The 21,439-nt window shown below is 53.1% G+C and carries 25 protein-coding genes and 3 tRNA genes; 12 read left to right on the top strand and 16 right to left on the bottom strand.

Features of this window, described 5'->3' with window-relative positions:
• Positions 1–53 precede the first annotated feature (53 nt).
• From dnaC to JBO43_RS07630, 7 genes are all read right to left on the bottom strand, one after another.
• Positions 54–791 carry a replicative helicase loader DnaC gene (gene dnaC, locus JBO43_RS07660; protein WP_095280648.1) on the bottom strand — a complete coding sequence of 246 codons (738 nt, stop codon included), beginning with the start codon at positions 789–791 and terminating at the stop codon, positions 54–56.
• 1 nt (position 792) lies between these two features.
• Entirely contained in the window at positions 793–1,332 is a 540-nt protein-coding gene (dnaT, locus tag JBO43_RS07655; RefSeq protein ID WP_103949858.1) for a primosomal protein DnaT, read from the bottom strand.
• Positions 1,333–1,481: 149 nt separating this feature from the next.
• Positions 1,482–1,910, bottom strand: a complete 429-nt coding sequence (locus tag JBO43_RS07650; protein ID WP_095280650.1) for an organic hydroperoxide resistance protein — start codon at positions 1,908–1,910, stop codon at positions 1,482–1,484.
• 84 nt (positions 1,911–1,994) lie between these two features.
• Positions 1,995–2,447 carry a MarR family winged helix-turn-helix transcriptional regulator gene (locus JBO43_RS07645; protein ID WP_202674036.1) on the bottom strand — a complete coding sequence of 151 codons (453 nt, stop codon included), beginning with the start codon at positions 2,445–2,447 and terminating at the stop codon, positions 1,995–1,997.
• A gap of 41 nt (positions 2,448–2,488) precedes the next feature.
• Positions 2,489–3,130, bottom strand: coding sequence for a TetR/AcrR family transcriptional regulator (locus JBO43_RS07640; protein ID WP_202674035.1), 642 nt, complete (start codon positions 3,128–3,130; stop codon positions 2,489–2,491).
• A gap of 65 nt (positions 3,131–3,195) precedes the next feature.
• The gene (locus tag JBO43_RS07635; protein ID WP_095280653.1) at positions 3,196–3,669 is read right to left on the bottom strand and encodes a threonine/serine exporter; all 474 of its coding nucleotides are present in this window, start codon (positions 3,667–3,669) and stop codon (positions 3,196–3,198) included.
• Complete coding sequence (locus JBO43_RS07630) at positions 3,660–4,436, bottom strand: threonine/serine exporter family protein (RefSeq protein WP_095280654.1); 777 nt, start codon at positions 4,434–4,436, stop codon at positions 3,660–3,662. The genes JBO43_RS07635 and JBO43_RS07630 overlap by 10 nt, the downstream gene beginning before the upstream one ends.
• 390 nt (positions 4,437–4,826) lie before the next feature.
• Here JBO43_RS07630 and JBO43_RS07625 point away from each other — a divergent pair, with 390 nt between their 5' ends.
• Positions 4,827–5,549: a helix-turn-helix transcriptional regulator gene (locus JBO43_RS07625; protein WP_095280655.1), complete on the top strand. Its 723-nt coding sequence runs from the start codon at positions 4,827–4,829 to the stop codon at positions 5,547–5,549.
• 11 nt (positions 5,550–5,560) lie between these two features.
• Positions 5,561–6,223 carry a DNA-binding transcriptional activator BglJ gene (gene bglJ, locus JBO43_RS07620; protein WP_095280656.1) on the top strand — a complete coding sequence of 221 codons (663 nt, stop codon included), beginning with the start codon at positions 5,561–5,563 and terminating at the stop codon, positions 6,221–6,223.
• On the opposite strand, the gene JBO43_RS07615 is transcribed toward bglJ, so the two are convergent.
• On the bottom strand, positions 6,220–6,678 hold the full coding sequence (locus JBO43_RS07615) for a YbaK/EbsC family protein (protein WP_103947153.1): 459 nt from the start codon (positions 6,676–6,678) through the stop codon (positions 6,220–6,222). The genes bglJ and JBO43_RS07615 overlap by 4 nt on opposite strands.
• A 328-nt stretch (positions 6,679–7,006) precedes the next feature.
• Here JBO43_RS07615 and JBO43_RS07610 point away from each other — a divergent pair, with 328 nt between their 5' ends.
• Entirely contained in the window at positions 7,007–8,350 is a 1,344-nt protein-coding gene (locus tag JBO43_RS07610) for a PTS sugar transporter subunit IIC (RefSeq protein WP_095280658.1), read from the top strand.
• 75 nt (positions 8,351–8,425) lie between these two features.
• Here the strand turns inward: JBO43_RS07610 and fhuF are convergent, their stop codons facing one another.
• The gene (gene fhuF, locus JBO43_RS07605; protein WP_103947152.1) at positions 8,426–9,214 is read right to left on the bottom strand and encodes a siderophore-iron reductase FhuF; all 789 of its coding nucleotides are present in this window, start codon (positions 9,212–9,214) and stop codon (positions 8,426–8,428) included.
• A gap of 98 nt (positions 9,215–9,312) precedes the next feature.
• Positions 9,313–10,377 (bottom strand): GGDEF domain-containing protein, encoded by a 1,065-nt coding sequence (locus tag JBO43_RS07600; RefSeq protein WP_202674034.1) that lies wholly within the window; start codon positions 10,375–10,377, stop codon positions 9,313–9,315.
• Positions 10,378–10,593: 216 nt separating this feature from the next.
• Between JBO43_RS07600 and JBO43_RS07595 the strand changes: the two genes are divergently transcribed.
• Positions 10,594–10,863, top strand: coding sequence for a DUF1435 domain-containing protein (locus tag JBO43_RS07595; protein ID WP_202674033.1), 270 nt, complete (start codon positions 10,594–10,596; stop codon positions 10,861–10,863).
• Positions 10,864–10,903: 40 nt separating this feature from the next.
• Here JBO43_RS07595 and JBO43_RS07590 read toward each other — a convergent pair.
• The 4 genes from JBO43_RS07590 to rsmC form a co-directional block, all read right to left on the bottom strand.
• Positions 10,904–10,990, bottom strand: a tRNA-Leu gene (locus JBO43_RS07590).
• Between the two features lie 33 nt (positions 10,991–11,023).
• Positions 11,024–11,110, bottom strand: a tRNA-Leu gene (locus JBO43_RS07585).
• A 29-nt stretch (positions 11,111–11,139) separates the two neighbouring features.
• Positions 11,140–11,226: transfer RNA gene (locus JBO43_RS07580), tRNA-Leu, on the bottom strand.
• 154 nt (positions 11,227–11,380) lie between these two features.
• Positions 11,381–12,409, bottom strand: coding sequence for a 16S rRNA (guanine(1207)-N(2))-methyltransferase RsmC (gene rsmC, locus JBO43_RS07575; protein WP_095280661.1), 1,029 nt, complete (start codon positions 12,407–12,409; stop codon positions 11,381–11,383).
• 102 nt (positions 12,410–12,511) lie between these two features.
• On the opposite strand from rsmC, the gene JBO43_RS07570 reads away from it, so the two are divergent.
• The 8 genes from JBO43_RS07570 (at position 12,512) to JBO43_RS07535 (ending at position 18,833) form a co-directional block, all read left to right on the top strand.
• Complete coding sequence (locus tag JBO43_RS07570; protein ID WP_103947150.1) at positions 12,512–12,925, top strand: DNA polymerase III subunit psi; 414 nt, start codon at positions 12,512–12,514, stop codon at positions 12,923–12,925.
• Positions 12,894–13,337 (top strand): ribosomal protein S18-alanine N-acetyltransferase, encoded by a 444-nt coding sequence (gene rimI / locus JBO43_RS07565; RefSeq protein ID WP_095280663.1) that lies wholly within the window; start codon positions 12,894–12,896, stop codon positions 13,335–13,337. The genes JBO43_RS07570 and rimI overlap by 32 nt, the downstream gene beginning before the upstream one ends.
• A 17-nt stretch (positions 13,338–13,354) precedes the next feature.
• Positions 13,355–14,032: a pyrimidine 5'-nucleotidase gene (gene yjjG, locus JBO43_RS07560; RefSeq protein WP_202674032.1), complete on the top strand. Its 678-nt coding sequence runs from the start codon at positions 13,355–13,357 to the stop codon at positions 14,030–14,032.
• A 91-nt stretch (positions 14,033–14,123) separates the two neighbouring features.
• Positions 14,124–15,713 carry a peptide chain release factor 3 gene (prfC, locus tag JBO43_RS07555; protein WP_095280665.1) on the top strand — a complete coding sequence of 530 codons (1,590 nt, stop codon included), beginning with the start codon at positions 14,124–14,126 and terminating at the stop codon, positions 15,711–15,713.
• Positions 15,714–16,017: 304 nt separating this feature from the next.
• A complete protein-coding gene (gene osmY / locus JBO43_RS07550) occupies positions 16,018–16,623 on the top strand; it encodes a molecular chaperone OsmY (protein ID WP_095280666.1) in 606 nt (201 codons plus the stop codon).
• Between the two features lie 83 nt (positions 16,624–16,706).
• Positions 16,707–16,868 (top strand): DUF1328 domain-containing protein, encoded by a 162-nt coding sequence (locus JBO43_RS07545; protein WP_002887716.1) that lies wholly within the window; start codon positions 16,707–16,709, stop codon positions 16,866–16,868.
• A 133-nt stretch (positions 16,869–17,001) separates the two neighbouring features.
• On the top strand, positions 17,002–18,054 hold the full coding sequence (locus JBO43_RS07540) for a patatin-like phospholipase family protein (protein WP_095280668.1): 1,053 nt from the start codon (positions 17,002–17,004) through the stop codon (positions 18,052–18,054).
• Positions 18,051–18,833: a TatD family hydrolase gene (locus JBO43_RS07535; RefSeq protein WP_202674031.1), complete on the top strand. Its 783-nt coding sequence runs from the start codon at positions 18,051–18,053 to the stop codon at positions 18,831–18,833. The genes JBO43_RS07540 and JBO43_RS07535 overlap by 4 nt, the downstream gene beginning before the upstream one ends.
• Here JBO43_RS07535 and JBO43_RS07530 read toward each other — a convergent pair.
• Together JBO43_RS07530 and JBO43_RS07525 are read right to left on the bottom strand one after the other, a co-directional pair.
• Entirely contained in the window at positions 18,828–19,688 is an 861-nt protein-coding gene (locus JBO43_RS07530) for a YjjW family glycine radical enzyme activase (protein ID WP_095280670.1), read from the bottom strand. The two genes, JBO43_RS07535 and JBO43_RS07530, sit on opposite strands and share 6 nt — an antisense overlap.
• Positions 19,663–21,210, bottom strand: a complete 1,548-nt coding sequence (locus JBO43_RS07525) for a YjjI family glycine radical enzyme (RefSeq protein WP_202674030.1) — start codon at positions 21,208–21,210, stop codon at positions 19,663–19,665. Before JBO43_RS07525 ends, JBO43_RS07530 begins: the two co-directional genes overlap by 26 nt.
• Between the last annotated feature and the right edge of the window lie 229 nt (positions 21,211–21,439).

Below are 21,439 nucleotides of genomic sequence, written 5' to 3'. Positions count from 1 at the left end.
TGGAAGTGGCTTCAGTATATACCCGCGCAAGGCGCGCCATTCCTGGAAATATCCTAATACTCTTTGCCCGTAACGCGATCGCGATAGCTATCCCAGGTGAAATTCACCCACAAACTATTGCCGAGGCGCATACGATCCATTACGCGCTCACCCAGCAGCTTGGTCATCTCTTCCGCTTTATGGTTGGTCAGCATACCGGTCGGGCGTTTCGACGAGGAACGACGGTCAACAATCTGGTTGATGATCACTTTCTCGTAGCGGGATTCGGTCTGCACGCCGATTTCGTCAATCACCAGCAAATCGACATTACTCAAATCGTTCAGCAGCTGTTCTTCGGTGGTTTCGCGATTGCTGAAGGTGTCTTTCATCGCTGACATGATGTCTGCAACGGTGATGATCAGAACCGATTTTCCGCGCAGCAGCAGCTCATTGCAGATAGCCGCTGCCAGATGGTTTTTGCCGGTGCCCGGTTTGCCGCTGAAGATAAAGCTGGCAATGCTGCCGTCGAACTCTTCGACGTACTGGCGCGCTTTGCCCAAAGCCATCATCTGACCGTCGTTTTCCACGCGATAATTATCGAAGGAACAGTTCTGGTGAAGCGGACGAATGCCCGAGCGGTTAAAGGTGCGCTGCATTTTCATGGCCCGGTTTTCACGCGTCAGGGCTTCGGAGCGCATTTTTCCCTGCTCTTTTTGCCAGGCCAGCAGCTCTTCGCCCGAGGTGAAGGCGGGCTTCACGTTGGCAGGCATCATTTTTTGCAGACGTTTCATCAGGTCGCCGACGTTTTTCATATCATCCTCTGAATCCTGGTGGGATCTGATTATCGGGTTCGGAAATGGTGTTGATATCCCGCTTTGGCTGGCCGCCGTTGCTGGCGCGGTTGATCTGCATGCTGCGGGCGAGTTTCTGTTGCCACTGCACGTGATGGAACACTTTGCCTTCGGCCTGCCAGTAAGCGATAAACGCCGCCAGCTCTTCCGGCGTGGCGGGCTGCGTTAGGGCAATGCCCCACAGCGCGGCCTGACGCTGGAAATCCGCGTCCGGCTGCCAGCCAGCGTACATGGCAAATTTGCCCATCGGGACGGCAATCGGTGCGCTGGTCGGTTCTTCAAAGAATTGCGTATCTAAGGTGACGTCACTGGCCGGGCGCGACAGACGCGCTTCAATATCCAGAAGCTGGGCCAGGCGTTCAGGCGTGATCGCGTAAAACGCTGGCGCGTTGTCGGCAAACACGGCAAGGGTGCCGCCATCGGCTTTGGCTAAGACGCCACGAGGATCGCGCACGAAGGCATCGATACCGGCGACGCTGGTGGTCAGGAGTCTGGATGACATAACAACTTTCTCTACTGGGATACGACGTCGTGATATGGGGTCATAGTAGCACAGAGAGAAGGGGGGACGGAGGGGGATTTCCCCGGTGGCGCTGCGCTGGCCGGGGCTACCTGAGTAGGCCGGATAAGCGCAGCGCCATCAGGCAATTATCAGGCGATGATATTCAGCGTCACGTCAATATTGCCGCGCGTTGCATTAGAGTACGGGCAAACGATATGGGCAGCGTCGACCAGTTTTTTAGCTTCCGCTTGATCCATGCCTGGCACGTGGATGTTGAGTTTGGCTTCGATACCAAAACCGGTCGGTAATGGACCGATACCCACTTCTCCTTCGATAAAGGCATCTTTTGGCAGGGCGATTTTGTCACGGGCAGAGACGAATTTCATCGCACCCAGGAAGCAGGCAGAGTAACCCGCTGCGAACAACTGCTCTGGGTTGGTGACTTCACCGCCCATACCGCCCATCTCTTTTGGTACGCCCAGTTTGACGTCCAGGACGCCATCGGAAGAGGTCGCACGGCCGTCACGGCCTCCGGTAGCTTTGGCTTTTGCGGTATAAACAACTTTTTCTAAAGACATGGCAGGTTCCTCATCTTACGGTTATGTGCGCTATTAAATAGCGTGCGATATAAATGGGTAAATAAAGACTTAATAACTATAGCCTCAGGAGCGATGGAGTTGCTGGCGCAGTTGTTCAAGCTGCTGCTTGAGCGCGAGCATCGAATCCGCATCGCACTGCGCGGCACAGCCAACGGCCTCAGGGATACTTTTTGCCTGCTGCTGAAGCGCACGACCTTCGTTACTCAGCGTCACGGCGACCTGACGTTCGTCCTGGCGCGAGCGCTGACGGACAAGTAGACCGGCGCTTTCCATGCGTTTCAGCAGTGGGGTGAGCGTGGCGGAATCCAGGAACAGACGCTCGCCAATCTCCGACACCGTGATGTCATCCTGCTCCCACAGAATCAGCATTACCAGATACTGTGGATAGGTCAGGTTAAGCGGCGCCAGCAGTTGCCGGTACAGCTTATTCAGCGCCAGGTTTGCCGAGTAGAGGGCAAAACAGAGCTGGTTATCCAGCATCAGCGCAGCGGTGGTGTCGTTTGTTTTTGCGTTCATGAAATGAATATAAGTAGTACGCGATTTAATTGCAAGCGATTTTATGGGCAGGTATAGCGAAGGGCTACCTGCACCGCCATTTTGCGATAGTGCTGGCGCTGGGCCTGCTCATCAGCACCGTCTTCAAACAGCAGGGTGAAGGTGTAGCTGTTAGCGACATAATGGAAGCTAAAGCTACTGATCAGGCGGTGCAGATCGCGCGCATCAACGGTCTGGTTAAACAGCTGTTTCTCTTTACCGCGCTGGAGGATCGCTTCCAGCAGTTCGAGCGCACTGCGGTTGACCTGACGCAGGTAGCTGGATTGCTGCATAAAGCGGCCGCGCTGCATGTTCTCCATGCAGATGATGCGAATGTAATCCGGGTGATCGGCGTGGTAATCGAAAGTCGCTTCCACCAGATGAACCAGCGCTTCAACGGGCGGAAGCCCTGCCAGGCTAAGCTGCTTTTCGCTGGCGCGGATCTGGGTGTAGACGTACTCCAGCGCCTGAAGATAGAGGTTCTCTTTGTTTTTATAGTGATAGACCACCATGCGTTTGGTGGTGCCTGCCTTTTCGGCAATCTGCTCCATACGCGCGCCGTTCAGACCGTATTCAGCAAACAGGGTAATCGCGCTCTGAAAAATTTTGTCCTTCAGGCTGGAATCATCATGGTGGTCGGGGAATTCACTGCCGGGGTTAGCCACTTCCATTCCTTATCTCGCCAAACAGAATGCAGGGATTATCGCCACGGCAGCGGGATAACACAAATTCAAACGCGCGGGCGCTTTCTGTAGAGCCATAAACCGGGGATCGACAGGCCGATAGAGAGTGCGCCAACGATGGACGATGCTTTGAGGAAATTACTCAGAAGCAGGATCATTTGCGGCTCGCTGTAGCCGAAGTGGCTGATTTTCACCGCTGAGATCATCGCCGTATAGGCTGATATTCCTGGGAACATCGGAATGACGGCCGCCACGGTAAAGACTTTCGGATGAGCCAGATACCAGCGTGACCACTGAATGCCAATACAACCGACCAGCATCGACGCCATAAACGTTGACCATTCGATGTTAAATCCAGCGGTCATCATCACCATCCGCGAACCATGACCGATAGCCCCCAGCAACGCACACCAGCGCAGGGCGCGCTGCGGGACGTTAAAGACCATCGCAAAGCCCACGGCGGGAATGGCAGCGAGCGCCATGTCTTGCGCCAGAGCCAGTAAAAACTCGATTATGCCCATCCGCGCAGCCCCCAAAGTGTCATCGCCATCACCACACCGATACAGGTCGCGAGGGTTAATAAACTGGCAATCGCCCAGCGTGCGAGGCCAGTGTTAATGTGCCCTTTGAACATATCGGCAACGGCGTTAATCAGCGGGAAACCCGGAACCAGAAGCAGCACGCTTGCCGCCATAGCAACGGTTGGTGTATTGACAAAAACGGGCAGGCGCAGCAGTAAGCCGGAGACGGTGGTGGCCACAAACGCGGTGATGCAGAAATTAATCTGTGGGTGCATATGGCGCTGAGTTAAGACCTGGCGCACATACATGGCGATCGCGCTGGCAAAAAATGTTACCACCGCCCCATCCCAACCGCCGTTATTCAGTTTGCAAAAACAGGCGCAGGAGAGCCCAACCATGAGTACGACCAGCCAGCGGGGATAGCGCAGCGGCTTGATTTGATTAAAGCGTTTTTCAACGCCGGGCAAGTCCAGAAGCTTATGTTCGGCCATGATGACGATGTGCTGAACTTCTGTCACCATGTGCATATTGATGCCGCGATCCTGGTTCTTACGGGTTGACGTAAGGCATTGACCGTCTTTAATGGTGGTGAGAACGATAGCGTTCGACGAAATCGAACTTTCAACGCTATCCATGCCTAGCGCCAGGCCGAGGCGTGTGGACAACTCTTCAACTAAAGCGCTCTCAGCGCCGTGCTGCAATAAAAAAAGACCGCACTGGATACATAGCCTAGTTGTAGCGCGTTGTGACGACTGATCTGCCTGCATTTGTTGCCCTGAAAATGAGAACTGCCAGATTGTCTGGAATGTATACTTTTAGCACAAAGCACAGCACGTCTGGCTCTGGGTCAGATCAACAATTGTGCAATCAGTTGCCAGAGGCTATGAGCAGCACGCGTTCTTTTTATATATTTCATGAATATTATTCTATTAAATATATAAATTATTAATTTAGTTTTCGGTGTTTACTATTTTATCAGCGGGCTATTATATTGCCTGCGTTTTTGTACTATATTACATTCCAGGTTTAACGCGTTATAGATTATAATTGTTCATGTAAATATAACCTGTACTAATAATATTAGTGCCCGGATAAAGCTCATGTCAGAGCCACGCTTCAAATTTATTAATTAATCGAAGAAAGGATTCGGAGAACCTATGTCAGCAGCGAAAGGAAAGTTTGGCATTGTTATTAGTAAAGTTCCGGTGATGCGAATCGGCTTGGGTGAGGTGATGACCATTCATTTTCCTGAGTATGAAATTCTACATTGCCGTTCTCAGGGGGAGCTGGCATTAACTCAATTGAACCGGGCGTCGGTGGTGATTGCCGACCTTTCGGGTGAGTACGTGAACCCCCGTGAGGCGCTTGGACAGTATTATCTGCTCCTGAGCCAATACCGGCATATTCACTGGATATTTTTAGTCTCACGAGCCCTTTATCCTCTTGCCGTCGAACTCCTTGTCCGCCCAGAAAGTACGCTACTTGCGGATATGGAGCCGATCGAAGGTGTCGTCAACGCTATCCGTGCCGGCAGTGAATATTCAGAAAGGATTAGCCAGACGTTGTTATCTCCTGAACCACGAAGCGGTGACACCGAGCCTAAAGTGGCGGTGATGCTAACGCTTTCCGAACGCAAAGTGCTCCGTCTGCTGGGCAAAGGTTGGGGAATTAATCAAATAGCGATGTTGCTTAAGAAAAGCAATAAAACCGTCAGCGCACAAAAGAATAGTGCGATGCGCCGGTTATCTCTGCACGGTAATGCTGAAATGTACGCATGGATCAACAGCACACAGGGAATGAGAGAGCTGAACTTAATTTCAGCCTATGGAGAACAAAAAGAATGGAAACAAATGCCACAGGAAGACATATTGCTGTCGTAGACCAATGTACAATGAGTGCCGCAGGGCTTGAACATCTATTTACTGCTGCGCCATTCAGCCAATATCATCTTCATCTGTTTAAAGACTTCAGTAGTTTTACCGCGGTGCTATCACATATTCCTTTTTTCTCTGTGATCTATTCGCTTTCAGATCTACGAGAGGAACGAAGAAACTGTCTCTGCTACCTGCGTGAGCTGGCCTATATGCATACGCATATACAGCGCATTATCCTCGCAGCGGATGTTGCTGAAGCCAGGCTGATTGGTCAACTTTCGCCTTCACGACTGCACGGTGTGATCAGCAAATCTGCAAAGCTTGCCGATCTGCAAACACAGCTCATCGCCCTGTTGAGTGAAACTGACCAAATTAACAGTAACCCAGCGAGTCACTCCCAAGGCAACAATCACAGAATGTTGAGCCCTTCGGAGCGGACAGTACTCCGGTTTCTTTCGGCGGGCCTCTCTATCCCCGAAATAGCGGGACAGCTTGAGCGCAATATCAAGACCGTCCGTGCTCACAAATATAATGCGATGGTCAAACTTGGCGTGAATTCTGATGTGGGCCTTCTACATGCTGCGGACATTTTGGGGCACCTTCCCGCCCGCGAGCCGTTGCTGGCTGCGCCGTTTACCCCTGATTTGCCTGTGGGCCACAAAACCTGGCGCAACCATTAGATGCAGACATCAATCCATTTAGCCGACGTGAGCTCTGCCATTCTTTCTGGCGCGATACGCACGGCGCTATGGATTGAGCCCGCTGCGGGCAGCACTTCCTGATACTGTTTCAGCGAAATGTCGCAGTATACGGCCAACGGATTTTCCAGGCCGAAAGGGCAGACGCCACCGACCGGATGCCCGGTGAGTGTCACCACTTCATCACTGCATAGCATTCGTGCTTTCGCACCAAAAACGTTCTTCAGTTTTTTGTTATCCAGTCGTGCATCACCTTTTGCGACGACCAGAATCACCTCGTTTTTTACCTTTAGCGATAAGGTTTTTGCTATCTGTCCCGGCTCAACGTGATGGGCCTCGGCGGCCAGCGCAACCGTTGCGGTGCTTTGGCTTAGCTCGATGACATCAATGTCCGGGGCATTGTCAGCAAAAAATTGTCGTACAGACTGCAAACTCATTGTTATCTCCTGACAAATATCCTGCGTAATCTGTCATAAGAAATTATGCTCTGTAAATATCTCTTCGGTAACAATTATCCAGTGCACCTGATTTCTGGATCGCCTTCACATTCACGGAAACCGGTTACAGTAACCGGTTGCAGAGTGTGAAGGAGAGATTAATACTGACGATGTAACTTCCCCTGTATCCAATAATTAGAGTCGATTATGAAACCATTCCGTTCGAGCTGTACCGCTGGTGAACGAACCAGCAAGGTGGTGACAATGATGTATGGAACACCATGTGGCGCGTTTGCGTCCAAACTGAACGTCTGACAGGAGAGCCATTATGTCTGCCAACCATGCTGCGTTTAATCTCATTTTTCGGTTTGTTGAAAACTATGTCAGTCCCGTCGCCGGGCGTATCTCTTCCCAGCGTCATGTAATGGCAATTCGTGACGGGTTTATCTCCGCGATGCCATTTATGATTGTCGGTTCATTCTTGCTTGTGTTCGCTTACCCACCGTTCTCGCCGGACACCACCTGGGGCTTTGCCCGCGCGTGGCTGGACATGGCGAAGCAGTTCGAAGGACAAATCCTGACGCCGTTCGATATGACTATGGGCATCATGTCGATCTACATTTGTGCGGCAATCGCCTACAACCTGGGCAAACACTACGTTAAGTCGCATCAGCTTGACCCGTTCATGTGTGCGATGCTGTCGCTGATGGCATTTTTACTGGTTGCTGCGCCAAAAACCAAAGGGGCGATGCCGGTTGATAGCCTGGGCGGGACGGGGATCTTTACCGCGATTCTGGTGGCAGTTTACTGCGTGGAAATGATGCGTTTCCTGAAGGCGCACAACATTGGTATTCGTCTCCCGGACCAGGTTCCACCGATGATCAAAAACTCGTTTGATCTGCTGATTCCGGTGCTGGTAGTGGTGCTGACGCTCTATCCGCTGAGCCTGTTTATCCAGTCTCAGTTCGACATGCTCATCCCGCAAGCGATCATGTCTATCTTCAAACCGCTGGTGTCTGCGGCGGATTCCCTGCCTGCGATTCTGCTGGCGGTGCTGATTGGTCATTTGCTGTGGTTTGCAGGTATCCACGGTGCAGCGATTGTTTCCGGGATGCTGCAAATGTTCTGGCTGACCAACCTGGGGATGAACCAGACTGCGCTGGCGCAGGGCGCGCCATTGCCACATATCTTTATGGAAGCGTTCTGGACCTTCTTTATCGTTATCGGTGGCTCCGGTGCCACGATGGGGCTGGTTATTTGTTATCTGCGTAGCCGTTCCGCGCACCTGCGTTCCATTGGCCGTCTGAGCGTCGTGCCGAGCTTCTTCAACATAAACGAACCGGTTATTTTCGGTACGCCGATCGTGATGAACCCGGTGTTCTTTATTCCGTTCCTGCTGGCTCCAATGGTCAACGCGGTACTGGCATGGGCAGCGATGAAGCTGGATCTGATTGGGCGTGTGATTTCAGTGGTGCCGTGGACCGCCCCTGCACCGGTAGGCGCGGCGTGGGCGCTAGGTTGGGACTTCCGTGCGGCAGTGCTGGTGATTCTGCTGGCGCTGGTCTCGGCAATCATCTACTACCCGTTCTTCAAAGTGTATGAGAAGCAACTTCTGGAGCAGGAAGCCGAAGAAGCACAGCGCACTGACGAAGATAGTCAGCAGGTGGCTTAAACAAAATGCAAAACGGCAACGCAAGTTGCCGTTTTTAGTATTTGCGCCCTCTCCCTGTGGGAGAGGAGACTCAAATCATTTCAACGTACAATCGCCGCACTGTTGAACATCTGGCAAGCGATAGCGCTGACAGCAGGTACGACGCACCAGCAGCCCGTCGCGTGGGACCACGGTGCGGAAAAGCGGGTTGTCCTGACCATCCGCAAGCTGTTTAGCAAAGAAGCAGGACTGACGCAGTGCCTCGACGGTCTCGTCACCCAGCACTGGTTTCATTTCTGTCAGATACCAGTGAATGAGATACCCGGTATTGCTCCAGATAAGCTTCCCATTGATATCACCCGTCTCCTCAAGCGCCTTCACCACAGGAATAAGCGCCTGCTTCACCAGCGTTTCCATGCGCTCGGTCGCTGAGAGCAGCGTAGCATTCCTGTCTTCATGCACGTCAATCCAGAAACAGGCCGCACGACCAGTCTCATGGAACTCGACGTAAAAGTGCTCCGGAGAAAGATCCAGCGCCATATTCTGAGTGAGCAGGGCAATCATCAGCGGTGGCACCATCAGCCCGAAATACCACTGCGCCCACAGGGACAGTAGCGGTTTGTTTTCCCGCGCGAGGTTTGGCTGATTACGGTAGATATGATCAGAGTAGGCGGCGAACAGGGACTGCATCTCTGCCGGACGACACCACTGCTCCAGCGTCATGGCCTGATGAGGATGTGCTTCATCCAGCTTGGTGAAATCTAGCAGGTAAGCGCGATGCTCGGCGATGGTTTCCCGAATGGAGTCCGCAAGCGTTGTACTCCCGGCGGAGAGAGGAACTCGCCAGAGGATAGGATCAACGATTTGTGCGGAACGTGTAGCCATAAAGGATTAGGATAAGAATCTAAATGATAATGATTGCCAATCCTAGCCATAGAGTAAACCGATCGCAAGCCTTTTGTCGGGAAAGCGAGAGCTGGGGCTTATCCGGCGTGTAGCTCAGGGCTTAAAAGGATATTGTTGCGACCCATATGCTTGGCTTCGTACAGGGCTTTATCGGCTTTTTCGAGGGCGCTTTCGATATCTTCTGACTCGAAAATGGCAATGCCGATACTGATGGTGACATTTGTCGCCACGCTCTCGTTAAACATATGTGGGATCTTCAGGTCGTAGACTTTCTGGCGGATGCGTTCCGCCGTCTGACGTGCCTGATCGATGGTGACGCTGGTCAGCAGTACCATGAACTCTTCGCCGCCAAAGCGGGCAACGATATCCCGGGAACGTACCGCATCGCGGATCGCGGCGGATACCCGAATCAACGCCTGATCGCCCATCATGTGGCCGTAGTGATCGTTATAGGCTTTGAAATGGTCGATATCCAGCAGCAGAACGAAATGCTCCCCGTGCTCCAGCGTCGGGATATTCTCCAGCCGATTTTGCAGGCCACGGCGATTATACAAGCCAGTAAGAGGGTCCATCATGCTCAGGTCATTGAGCGTTTCTCGCTCCTCAAGCAGGCGGTAGAGCAAATCTTGCGCGAAGCGATCGTTACGTTTTTGAATCACGTGATGAATAGCGATTCCAATCATCGGCAGTGCGAGGGAGTAGACAATCCGCAGCCAATGCTCGTAAGGACTAAACCAGAGGCAAACGATAAACGTTGGCAATGAATGGATGGTAAACGCCTTGATATCACTGGCAAATGCCAGCGAGCCGATGAACAACACGCTTAACAGCGCCAGCAACAGGAAGGTGATGGGGTCTTGTGTCACCAACGTGTATTTATAGGCGATATGCCAGGCCCATAATGCCCCAAAGATAAATGAAATCAGCGGAATATGGATCTGGCGGGTTTTATGCTTCCAGTGCCAGATAAGCAGCGACAGGCTGAGCGTGAAAATGAGCGCGACGGGAAGAGTGAGCGTATGCACGGTGTACAGGGGATTCAACACACTGAAAAGCGCTGACACGGTGTTCAGAAACAAAAATAAACGTAAAGATAACTGATATTTCTTGTGACGTAATGAACGCCAGGATTGTGCTGTCATGTCGGTATGTTTTTATTAATACTTAATTAAATCAAACTAATGGCGGCCGGTGCGAATGAAAAACTATGAAATTATCAGGGACTAAAGTATCAGGAATTAGTAATGTGTAGTTAACAGGTGTGCAATTTATCACCTTACTCATTTCCTGTCATTACGCGAAAGGTAAAGGTGACGAGATTGTCGCGGCTGATGCTGACAAATGAGAAAACCTATCATATGATATTGGTTATCATTATCGCATTGAGAGAGGAAACCATGTTGAGCAAGGCGCTGGGAAGTGGATGGGGTGTACTGCTGCCGGGCATTGTCATCGCCGGGCTAACGTTTGCCGATCTCTCATTAGACGTCTGGAAAGCGATCATTGTGTCGGGCTTACTGGTCACCTCAGGCATGATCTGGCACAAACAATTACGCCATTTTGTCCTGCTGCCGTCATGCGTAGCGCTGATCGGTGGAATGCTGGTGATAATGATGAGTTTGAAATAGGGAATAAAGCAGAGATAAATCAGGGAGGAGATAAGATAAGTGGTGCGAAGAGGGGGACTTGAACCCCCACGTCCGTAAGAACACTAACACCTGAAGCTAGCGCGTCTACCAATTCCGCCACCTTCGCACTGTTATCTTATTCTTTTTGATATTGCCTCGTTGGTGCGAGGGGGGGGACTTGAACCCCCACGTCCGTTAAGACACTAACACCTGAAGCTAGCGCGTCTACCAATTCCGCCACCGTCGCCCGGTGAGAACAATATCAAACATGGTTTGTGGTGCGAGGGGGGGGACTTGAACCCCCACGTCCGTAAAGACACTAACACCTGAAGCTAGCGCGTCTACCAATTCCGCCACCGTCGCATACCATAATACTTAAAAAGTATTGCAACCACGGAGGCGCATTCTAGATGTTTTCAGCTTTTCGTCAACAGATAATTAGCCGGGGCGTTTTAATTGCTGCAAAAATGGGCACTTGAATCGCCCGGAGCGCAAAACGCTGCCGGGCGCAAGGGAATTACTTCTTCGCCTGACGGGTCATCACCGTGCGGTACACTTTGAAACGCCCGGTCTGGGCCAGCACTTCGTGGAAGCCAAAAATCTCATCCAGCAGTTTTGGATAAGGAAGGAAGGCGTTCGCCACGATACGCAGTTCGCCACCGCTGTTAAGATGACGCACCGCGCCACGGATCAACGTTTGTGCTGCTTCGAGGCTGGTTTCCATACCGTCATGGAATGGCGGGTTGGAGATAATCATATCGAAACGGCCCGTCACTTCGGAGAACACGTTGCTGGCAAAGACTTCGCCTTCGATTTCATTTGCCGCAAGCGTAGCGCGACTCGCTTCAACAGCCGGAGCGCTTACGTCGCACAGTGTCAGACGTACTTTTGGTGAATGGCTGGCGAGCACGGCAGACAGCACGCCCGCGCCACAACCGACATCCAGCACTTTGCCTTTCGTATGTGGAGTGAAGGTGGACAGCAGGAGTTGGCTACCCACGTCCAGTCCGTCTCGGCTAAAGACGCCCGGCAACGTTTTGATAGTTAACCCTTCGAGCTGATATTCGCCCCAGGCTTTCTCTGCATCAAATTCTGGCTGTTTTTCCAGACGGCCGTGGTACAAACCGCAGCGACGGGCGCTGTCGATTTTATTCAGCGTTGCGTATTCCGCCAGCATCTGCTCGGCGCTGCGCACGCCGCTGCGGTTTTCACCGACGACAAACACATCGCAGCCAACAGGCATCATGGAGAGCAGATTCATCAGCTGGAACTGTGCTTCCGGCTTGTTCTTCGGCCAGTAGTACACCAGCGTATCGCAGCCTGCGACGTCACTTTGTTCAGCCACCAGACTAAAGCGCACGCGGTCTTCCATCTGACGGCTCAATACCTGCCAGTGGTGGAACTGCTGGGTATGCGCGCGGCTTTCGGCGCATTCGAAACGGGCAGGCAGATCGTCCTGCATATCTCCGGCAAACAGAATACGGCTTTGTTCGAAATCATCACTGTGACGCAGCAAGACTTCACTTGCCGGGGTAAATGCAGACATGAATTGTTCCTCAATAAACTCAGCCGGGGATTATAGTAGTTTGTTGGCGGATATACGACGAATTTGCTATATTTGCGCGCCTGAGAGACAGGAGTTTTCCCTATGACATCCCGACGTGACTGGCAGTTACAGCAGCTGGGCATCACCCAGTGGGCTCTGCGTCGCCCGACGGCGTTGCAGGGTGAAATCGCTATTTCCATTCCGGCACACGTTCGTCTGGTGATGGTGGCCGAAGAGCTGCCTGCGCTCACTGAAACGCTGATTGGCGATGTGCTGCGCGCGCTAAAACTGAGCGCGGATCAAGTGTTACAGCTGACGCCCGATCGCGTGGCGATGCTGCCACCGGAGAGCCGCTGTAATAGCTGGCGACTGGGTGTCGCGGATGAGACCCCGCTTGAAGGCGGTCAACTTCGCACGGCCACACTGGAAGAATTGAAAGCAAACCCAAAGGCGCGAAGCGCGCTATGGCAACAAATCTGCGAATATGAACACGATTTCTTCCCTCACGACGACTGATCTTGCATCAGCGTTCGCGATCGAAACCCGCGCCCACGCTTTTCCGTGGAGCGAAAAAACATTTGCCAGCAATCAGGGTGAGCGCTACCTAAATTTCCGCCTGGATGTTGATGGCGAAATGGCCGCGTTTGCCATTACTCAGGTCGTGCTGGACGAGGCGACGCTGTTTAACATCGCCGTCGATCCTGCATATCAGCGTCGGGGATTAGGCAGAGAACTGCTGGAGTTTTTGATTCGCGAACTGGAGACGCGTGACGTCTTCACGCTGTGGCTGGAGGTTCGCGCCTCCAACTCTGCTGCCATCGCACTTTATGAGAGCTTAGGCTTTAACGAAGCGACGATTCGCCGTAACTATTACCCGACTGCCGAGGGCCGCGAAGACGCCATCATCATGGCGCTACCGCTTGGATAACGAATAAGGTTGTAACGATGAAATGGGACTGGATTTTCTTTGATGCCGACGAAACGCTGTTTACGTTCGATTCGTTTGGCGGCCTACAGCGGATGTTTTTGGACTACAGCGTCACCTTTACCGCCGAAGATTTTCAGGACTATCAGGCGGTAAATAAACCGCTTTGGGTGGACTACCAGAACGGTGCCATCTCGGCGTTACAGCTTCAGCATCAGCGTTTTCAGGGCTGGTCGGAGCGTCTTAACGTGACGCCCGGTGCACTGAACGAGGCTTTCCTCAACGCGATGGCGGAGATTTGTGCACCGCTGCCGGGGGCGATATCACTGCTCGATTCGCTCAAAGGCAACGTGAAGTTGGGGATCATCACCAACGGCTTTACCGCCCTGCAGCAAATCCGCCTTGAACGCACGGGCCTGCGCGACCATTTCGACGCGCTGGTGATTTCCGAACAAGTTGGCGTGCCAAAGCCCGATCCGCGTATTTTTGACTATGCGCTGGAAAAAGCCGGTCATCCCGCTCGCGAGCGCGTGCTGATGGTCGGCGACACCGCAGAGTCGGATATTCTGGGCGGAATGAAGTCCGGGCTGGCGACCTGCTGGCTGAACGCGCACGGTCGCGCAATGCCGGAAGGCATCGAACCGACCTGGACCGTATCATCATTGAACGAACTGGAGCAGCTCCTGTGTAAACAATGATTGCCTGCCCCCCATTGATGGGTAAAATAGCCGCAATTTCGTATTCCATGATGCGTGGCCTGCTGCCGCGCTTATATAAGAAGATTTGATTATGACGTTGTCTCCTTATCTGCAAGAGGTGGCGAAGCGCCGTACTTTTGCCATTATTTCTCACCCGGATGCCGGTAAAACGACCATCACCGAAAAGGTGTTGTTATTCGGACAGGCAATTCAGACCGCCGGTACGGTAAAAGGCCGTGGCTCTAGCCAGCACGCGAAATCCGACTGGATGGAGATGGAAAAGCAGCGTGGTATTTCGATTACCACTTCCGTAATGCAGTTCCCGTATCACGACTGCCTGGTGAACCTGCTTGACACCCCGGGTCACGAAGACTTCTCCGAAGATACCTACCGTACGCTGACGGCTGTTGACTGCTGTCTGATGGTGATCGACGCCGCGAAAGGTGTAGAAGATCGTACCCGTAAGCTGATGGAAGTGACCCGTCTGCGCGATACGCCGATCCTGACCTTCATGAACAAACTCGACCGTGACATCCGTGACCCAATGGAAGTGATGGACGAAGTGGAGCGCGAGCTGAAAATTGCCTGTGCCCCAATCACCTGGCCGATCGGCTGCGGTAAGCTGTTCAAGGGCGTCTACCACCTCTATAAAGATGAAGTGTACCTGTACCAGACCGGTAAAGGTCACACCATCCAGGAAGTGCGCATCGTTAAAGGTCTGGACAACCCGGATCTGGATGTGGCCGTTGGCGAAGAGCTGGCCAACCAGCTGCGCGATGAGCTGGAGCTGGTTAAAGGCGCGTCTCACGAATTTGACCATGAGCTGTTCCTGGCCGGGGAAATCACGCCAGTGTTCTTCGGTACTGCACTGGGTAACTTCGGTGTGGACCACATGCTCGACGGTCTGATTGAGTGGGCACCGCAGCCAATGCCGCGCAAAACTGACTCCCGTCTGGTGGAAGCCGCCGAAGAGAAGTTCACCGGTTTCGTGTTTAAGATTCAGGCCAACATGGACCCGAAACACCGCGACCGCGTGGCCTTCCTGCGTGTGGTTTCCGGTAAGTACGAGAAAGGCATGAAGCTGCGCCAGGTGCGTATCGGTAAAGACGTGGTTATTTCCGACGCGCTGACCTTCATGGCGGGCGACCGTTCGCACGTTGAAGAGGCTTATCCGGGCGACATCATCGGTCTGCACAACCACGGCACCATCCAGATCGGTGACACCTTTACCCAGGGTGAAATGATGAAGTTCACCGGTATCCCGAACTTCGCGCCGGAACTGTTCCGTCGTATCCGCCTGAAAGATCCGCTCAAGCAGAAACAGCTGCTGAAAGGTCTGGTCCAGCTCTCCGAAGAGGGCGCGGTGCAGGTCTTCCGCCCAATCGCCAACAACGATTTGATCGTTGGCGCGGTCGGTGTGCTGCAGTTTGACGTGGTGGTTGCGCGTCTGAAGAGCGAATACAACGTTGAAGCGATTTACGAATCCGTCAACGTGGCAACCGCGCGCTGGGTCGAGTGTTCTGACGTGAAGAAATTCGAAGAATTCAAACGTAAGAACGAAATCCAGCTGGCGCTGGATGGCGGTGATAACCTGACCTATATCGCCCCAACAATGGTAAACCTGAACCTGACGCAGGAACGTTATCCTGACGTGCAGTTCCGTAAAACCCGCGAGCACTAATCCCCTCTCAGAGCACGGCGCCCGCCGTGCTCTTCTTAAACTTCAGCCTTATTAATCCCTTGCGGAATGTTCTTAATTCAACGCGTTTTTGGCGTTATTGCTCGTTTTTTGCCCGATTCTGAAAGCGGCTTTGTCAATGTGATCTATATTTAACTCAGTGTTTAACACCGGGCGCGGATGATAGTTCTGTTCAATGCGTGTTCATGAGTCTCTCATCCCGACCCTGTGTTTATTCGCAAAATTAAAAACTAGTATGAAGGGATGTTCGACGCTCAACTGATGGGCAAACTACAGGAATAAATCGATGAATATGACAAGCCTGAAGATTTCTAAAACTCTGTTAGCCGTCACGCTTAGTGGCCTTCTGGTCAGTGGTTCCGCACTTGCTGAAAACAGCGTGCAATCCACCGCGGATAGCGCAGGGCAAAAAATCGATAGCTCTATGAATAAAGTCGGTAATTTCATGGATGACAGCTCTATCACAGCAAAAGTGAAAGCGGCTCTGGTGGACGATGAAAACATCAAGAGCACCGACATTTCCGTGAAAACGGATAAAAAAGTAGTCACTCTGAGCGGCTTTGTTGAAAGCCAGGCGCAGGCTGAGCAGGCCGTCACCGTAGCGAAAGGCGTTGAAGGCGTTACTTCCGTCAGCGACAAACTGCATGTGCGTGATGGCAAAGACCAGTCTGTAAAAGGTTATGCGGGTGACACAGCAACCACCAGTGAAATCAAAGCTAAACTATTAGCAGATGACATTGTGCCGTCACGTAAAGTGAAGGTCGAAACCACTGATGGTGTGGTTCAGCTCTCCGGTACGGTGGATTCCTCAGCGCAGGTTGAACGTGCTGAAACTATCGCTAAAGCCGTAGATGGCGTGAAAAGCGTCAAAAACGATCTGAAAGCGAAATAAGAACGACTTTTGGACACAACGCTTGTGAGCACCTGAGCGCTCACGTATAGCGGCTGATATTAACTATGGTAAAGGAGAGTTCTATGTTTCGTTGGGGCATTATATTTCTGGTTATCGCGTTAATTGCCGCCGCTCTGGGCTTTGGTGGTCTGGCGGGTACAGCGGCCGGCGCGGCGAAAATTGTCTTCGTCGTCGGTATTATCCTGTTCCTGGTCAGCCTGTTTACTGGACGCCGTCGTCCCTAGCAAAGCGTAATTAGCCTGTCGTTAATCGACAATCTTCTCAAAGCCCGTCCCTGTGACGGGCTTTTCATGTTTGAGTCATAGGGCCAGTTTGCGCTACTGTGTAATGACATAAAAACGAAAAACAGGTGCAGCAGTGGGCCAGAGAATTCCCGTTACGCTCGGCAATATTGCGCCGTTGGCGTTAAAACCCTTTCGCGTCGGACGACTCGCACTGGTATGCGAAGGCGGTGGGCAAAGAGGCATCTTCACAGCCGGGGTACTGGATGAGTTCATGCGCGCGCAATTTAACCCCTTTGACCTGTTTTTCGGCACCTCCGCCGGAGCGCAAAACCTCTCGGCCTATGTCTGCAACCAGCCTGGCTATGCGCGCAAAGTCATCATGCGCTACACCACTTCACGCGATTTCTTCAATCCTCTGCGCTTTGTGCGCGGCGGGAATCTTATCGATCTCGACTGGCTGCTTGATTCCACCGCCAGCCAGATGCCGCTGGCGATGGACACCGCGTCCCGCCTGTTCGATAGCGGAAAAGAGTTCTGGATGTGCGCCAGCCGGGGCGACGACTACTCGCCGGGCTACTTCTCGCCGCAAAAAGAGAACTGGCTGGATATCCTTCGCGCCTCCAGCGCGATCCCTGGTTTCTACCGAACCGCCGCGGCCCTTGATGGAATCAACTATCTGGATGGCGGGATCAGCGATGCGGTACCCGTTCAGGAAGCCGCGCGGCGCGGGGCGCAAACTATTGTGGTGATCCGCACCGTGCCGTCGCAGATGTATTACACCCCACAGTGGTTTAAGCGGATGGAAAAATGGCTGGGAGACAGCAGCCTGCAACCGCTGGTGAATATCGCCAATTTGCATGAAACCAGCTACAGCGCAATGCAGCGCTTTATCGAAAAGCCGCCGGGCAAGCTGAAAATCTTTGAAATTTATCCGCCAAAACCCCTCAACAGCATGGCGCTGGGCAGTCGTATACCTGCCCTACGGGATGATTACAAAACAGGGCGTCTGTGCGCGCGCTATTTCCTCGCAACGGTAGGCAAACTGCTGGCCGAACGTCCGCCTATTCATCGACATAAACGCATTATCCTGCCACCTGCGATTGTGGCGAACGATGCCCTGACAATGCCGCTGGTGAATGTCCCGCAGGCTAACGATACGACCTTTGACAATGAGGATCTGGCGTGACTTTCCGCTTTGTCGACACCCATTGCCACTTTGATTTTCCGCCCTTTACCGGCAATGAAGCGCAAAGCATTGTTCAGGCGGCAAGCGCGGGTGTACAGGCGATTGTTGTGCCCGCCATCGAAGCGGCAAATTTTAGTCGGGTACTCGATCTGGCCAGAACGCACACCGCGCTCTACGCCGCGCTGGGCCTGCATCCAATTGTTATAGAAAAGCATCAGGATGCGCATCTGGAACAGCTGGAAGCGTGTATTCTCAGCGCCGAAGAAAAACTGGTGGCGATAGGCGAGATCGGCCTCGATCTCTATCGCGACGATCCACACTTTGATCGCCAGCAGGCGCTTCTGGACGCGCAGCTAAAGCTCGCAAAACGCCACGATTTGCCGGTGATCCTCCATTCCCGACGCACCCACGATAAACTGGCGATGCACCTTAAACGCCACGATCTACCGCGAACCGGTGTGGTGCACGGTTTTTCCGGTAGCCTGCAGCAGGCGCAGCGTTTCATTGAGCTAGGCTACAAAATCGGCGTTGGCGGGACGATCACCTATCCACGCGCCAGTAAAACCCGCGACGTGATGGCGCAATTACCCCTTTCATCCCTGCTGCTGGAAACCGACGCACCGGACATGCCGCTGAACGGTTTTCAGGGCCAGCCTAATCGACCGGAGCAGGCGGCGCGTGTGTTTACGACTTTATGTGAATTGCGCGAGGAACCTGCAGAGGCGATTGCCGATGCGCTGCTGCGCAACACCGGCGATCTGTTTGGCATCACTCTATAAATAGAGCGCCGGGCGGATCACGGTGATCCGGCGTTTTTCCAGCGCAACGGCCAGCGGTTCAACATCGTCCGCCGTGGCGCTGCGCCAGCGGGCCGCTTCACCATAAACGCCGTGAGCGTGAAAGGCGTTGATCCGCACCGGTACGTCGCCCAGAGCGTGAATAAAGGCGCTCAATGGCCCCAGATGTTCGAAGTAATCACAATGATCGGGGATCACCAGCAGGCGCAGTTCCGTCAGGCGTTTATGCTGGGCCAGCCAGCGAATGCTGTGTTTGATCTGCGGGTTTTCGCGTCCGGTCAGGAAACGATGATGTTCGTTATTCCACGCTTTCAGATCCAGCATCGCGCCATCAAACACCGGCAGCAGTTTTTGCCAGCCGGTTTCACTCAGTAAACCGTTGCTGTCCACCAGACAGGTCAAATGCTTCAGTGATTCGTCGGCTTTGACGGCGTGAAACAGCGCCACTAAAAACGGCAGTTGGGTAGTGGCTTCGCCGCCGCTGACGGTGATCCCTTCGATAAACGGCGCGACTTTGCGGATCTGAGCGAGTATCTCCTCCACGCTAAAACGGTGGGCCATCGGCGTGGACTGCTGCGAACAGACGTGCAGGCAGGTATCGCACTTCTGGCAGTCGCTTTCCTGCCACCAGACCCGCCCGGCCTGAAGGGTCAGGGCATCGTGCGGGCAATGCACCACACAGTCGCCGCAGTCATTGCAGCGACCGATGGTCCACGGATTGTGGCAGGTTTTGCAGCGCAGATTGCACCCCTGCAGGAACAGCGCCAGGCGACTGCCCGGTCCGTCCACGCAGGAGAAAGGGATAACCTGACTAACTAAAGCGCATCTGCTGTTCATGGCTCATCACGCGCGGCTGACGTTCAAGAATACGGGTATTGCGGGCTGCCTCTTCGCCAAGCCAGGTGGTGTTTGTGCGAGACCCTTCTGCGCGGTATTTCTCCAGATCCGATAAGCGCACCATATACCCGGTGACGCGCACCAGATCGTTCCCGGCCACGTTAGCAGTGAACTCACGCATTCCAGCTTTAAAGGCGCCGAGACAAAGCTGAACCACCGCCTGCGGGTTACGTTTGATGGTTTCGTCCAGGGTCAGAATATCGCTGATACCGGAATGATAATGTTTGTGATGCGGTGCGACGGCCAGCAGATGGCTAATCGGGTCCGGCTCGTCGCCGTACGGCAGACGCGCTCCCGGCGTGGTGCCGGAATCAGAGCTGATACCGGACTGCGCATGCAGCATCGCGCGCTGTTTCCAGCCGTGTTTCACCGGCGTGTTTTCGACAAATTCCGCGAGCTGTTCACTGATGCGATACCCCAGCGCATTGGCCTGCTCATCTTTGCCGTAACGCCCGTCCAGCCCGGCTTTCTCACACAAGATATTCACTGCTTCTGCCAGGCCGTACATACCAAACATCGGCACAAAACGATCCGCATCAATCAGCCCCTCTTTCACCAGGAAGCTATTCTCAAAGAAGCCGGATTCCTGATAAAGGAAATCACAGCGGGCATCAATGATGGCGATCTGCTGCTGACAGTAGTGCGGTAGCGTGCGGGTAAAGAAATCTTCCACTGATTCGCTATTCTGCGCGATAGCCTTGAGATTGAGGCGAACCAGGGTACTGCCACCGCCCGCCAGCGGCAGAGAGTTGTAACAACTCACCACACCATAACCGCCTTTTGTGAAAATTTTATCATTCACCGGACCGTTAGAAATATGCGGTTTACTGCACTCACAAATATTTTTGGCGATGCTTAACAGCAAATCGTCCGGCGTGATTTCTGGATCGTAGATAAAGGTCAGGTTCGGTGCAACCTGCTTCAGTTCTGCGTCGGCGCGTAAAATGGCGCGCGCGACAGGGGTATCGGCAGGGCCGATATTGGCGTGCATAAAGGCGTCAGGCAGGGTGCGGTCGAGATAACGCCAGAAACGTTTTATTCGGCTATCTATTTCGTCTTGTGTTAGAATTCTAACATATGGTTGCAGCAGTGCGTCGAGATGGCCGAGAAACACCGGCATCGATGTAACGGATGGAACATGGTGGTAGAGGATAGTGAGTAACGACAGGGCGTCATCGAGATCTTTCGCCCCTTCCAGCTCTAACCACTCTGAGCCGTTCGCCAGGAATTTGGCATAGTCCGGCAGAACGTAGCGCGGTTTGTAGGGCGCATGGCCTTCAAACATGTCGCAGATAAAACCCTCGTCCAGCGCGGCGCGCGCCGTGTCTGAAAGCGTGGGGTAGGGCAGATTGTTTTCCGCTTCCAGCGCCAGAAAATGGCGTTTCTGCTCAGGCGTCAGTACTGGGCTTGTCACAATTTGCTGGCAACGTTGTTGCATCGCATCGAGGCCGGAGGTGGACATGTTCGCTTCCTTTTATTCTGCGGATGATGGGCAGATTGTAGGAACTCATCGCGCAAAGGCCTTTGATCCGACGCGGGTGATTGCTGTTTTAGCCAGCAGTATGAAGATTAAAGTTTGAAGTTGATCTCATTACAGTAATGCAAATTTGTATGCAGTTTTCATTAACTGTGATGAATGTCGAAGTGTGAATGCGGGTGAATGTTAGAATACTCACAGACCCGCACGGTGA

The organism is Lelliottia jeotgali (genome assembly GCF_016771845.1).
Lineage (GTDB): Bacteria > Pseudomonadota > Gammaproteobacteria > Enterobacterales > Enterobacteriaceae > Enterobacter > Enterobacter jeotgali.
This window is presented reverse-complemented; position numbering and strand designations above follow the sequence as displayed.

What these genes read in the sequence shown, in the direction of transcription:
- dnaC (WP_095280648.1), bottom strand. Translation starts at nt 791, where the DNA reads ATGAAAAACGTCGGCGACCTGATGAAACGTCTGCAAAAAATGATGCCT.
- dnaT (WP_103949858.1), bottom strand. Translation starts at nt 1,332, where the DNA reads ATGTCATCCAGACTCCTGACCACCAGCGTCGCCGGTATCGATGCCTTC.
- JBO43_RS07650 (WP_095280650.1), bottom strand. Translation starts at nt 1,910, where the DNA reads ATGTCTTTAGAAAAAGTTGTTTATACCGCAAAAGCCAAAGCTACCGGA.
- JBO43_RS07645 (WP_202674036.1), bottom strand. Translation starts at nt 2,447, where the DNA reads ATGAACGCAAAAACAAACGACACCACCGCTGCGCTGATGCTGGATAAC.
- JBO43_RS07635 (WP_095280653.1), bottom strand. Translation starts at nt 3,669, where the DNA reads ATGGGCATAATCGAGTTTTTACTGGCTCTGGCGCAAGACATGGCGCTC.
- JBO43_RS07630 (WP_095280654.1), bottom strand. Translation starts at nt 4,436, where the DNA reads ATGCAGGCAGATCAGTCGTCACAACGCGCTACAACTAGGCTATGTATC.
- JBO43_RS07625 (WP_095280655.1), top strand. Translation starts at nt 4,827, where the DNA reads ATGTCAGCAGCGAAAGGAAAGTTTGGCATTGTTATTAGTAAAGTTCCG.
- bglJ (WP_095280656.1), top strand. Translation starts at nt 5,561, where the DNA reads ATGAGTGCCGCAGGGCTTGAACATCTATTTACTGCTGCGCCATTCAGC.
- JBO43_RS07615 (WP_103947153.1), bottom strand. Translation starts at nt 6,678, where the DNA reads ATGAGTTTGCAGTCTGTACGACAATTTTTTGCTGACAATGCCCCGGAC.
- JBO43_RS07610 (WP_095280658.1), top strand. Translation starts at nt 7,007, where the DNA reads ATGTCTGCCAACCATGCTGCGTTTAATCTCATTTTTCGGTTTGTTGAA.
- fhuF (WP_103947152.1), bottom strand. Translation starts at nt 9,214, where the DNA reads ATGGCTACACGTTCCGCACAAATCGTTGATCCTATCCTCTGGCGAGTT.
- JBO43_RS07600 (WP_202674034.1), bottom strand. Translation starts at nt 10,377, where the DNA reads ATGACAGCACAATCCTGGCGTTCATTACGTCACAAGAAATATCAGTTA.
- JBO43_RS07595 (WP_202674033.1), top strand. Translation starts at nt 10,594, where the DNA reads ATGATATTGGTTATCATTATCGCATTGAGAGAGGAAACCATGTTGAGC.
- rsmC (WP_095280661.1), bottom strand. Translation starts at nt 12,409, where the DNA reads ATGTCTGCATTTACCCCGGCAAGTGAAGTCTTGCTGCGTCACAGTGAT.
- JBO43_RS07570 (WP_103947150.1), top strand. Translation starts at nt 12,512, where the DNA reads ATGACATCCCGACGTGACTGGCAGTTACAGCAGCTGGGCATCACCCAG.
- rimI (WP_095280663.1), top strand. Translation starts at nt 12,894, where the DNA reads ATGAACACGATTTCTTCCCTCACGACGACTGATCTTGCATCAGCGTTC.
- yjjG (WP_202674032.1), top strand. Translation starts at nt 13,355, where the DNA reads ATGAAATGGGACTGGATTTTCTTTGATGCCGACGAAACGCTGTTTACG.
- prfC (WP_095280665.1), top strand. Translation starts at nt 14,124, where the DNA reads ATGACGTTGTCTCCTTATCTGCAAGAGGTGGCGAAGCGCCGTACTTTT.
- osmY (WP_095280666.1), top strand. Translation starts at nt 16,018, where the DNA reads ATGAATATGACAAGCCTGAAGATTTCTAAAACTCTGTTAGCCGTCACG.
- JBO43_RS07545 (WP_002887716.1), top strand. Translation starts at nt 16,707, where the DNA reads ATGTTTCGTTGGGGCATTATATTTCTGGTTATCGCGTTAATTGCCGCC.
- JBO43_RS07530 (WP_095280670.1), bottom strand. Translation starts at nt 19,688, where the DNA reads ATGAACAGCAGATGCGCTTTAGTTAGTCAGGTTATCCCTTTCTCCTGC.
- JBO43_RS07525 (WP_202674030.1), bottom strand. Translation starts at nt 21,210, where the DNA reads ATGTCCACCTCCGGCCTCGATGCGATGCAACAACGTTGCCAGCAAATT.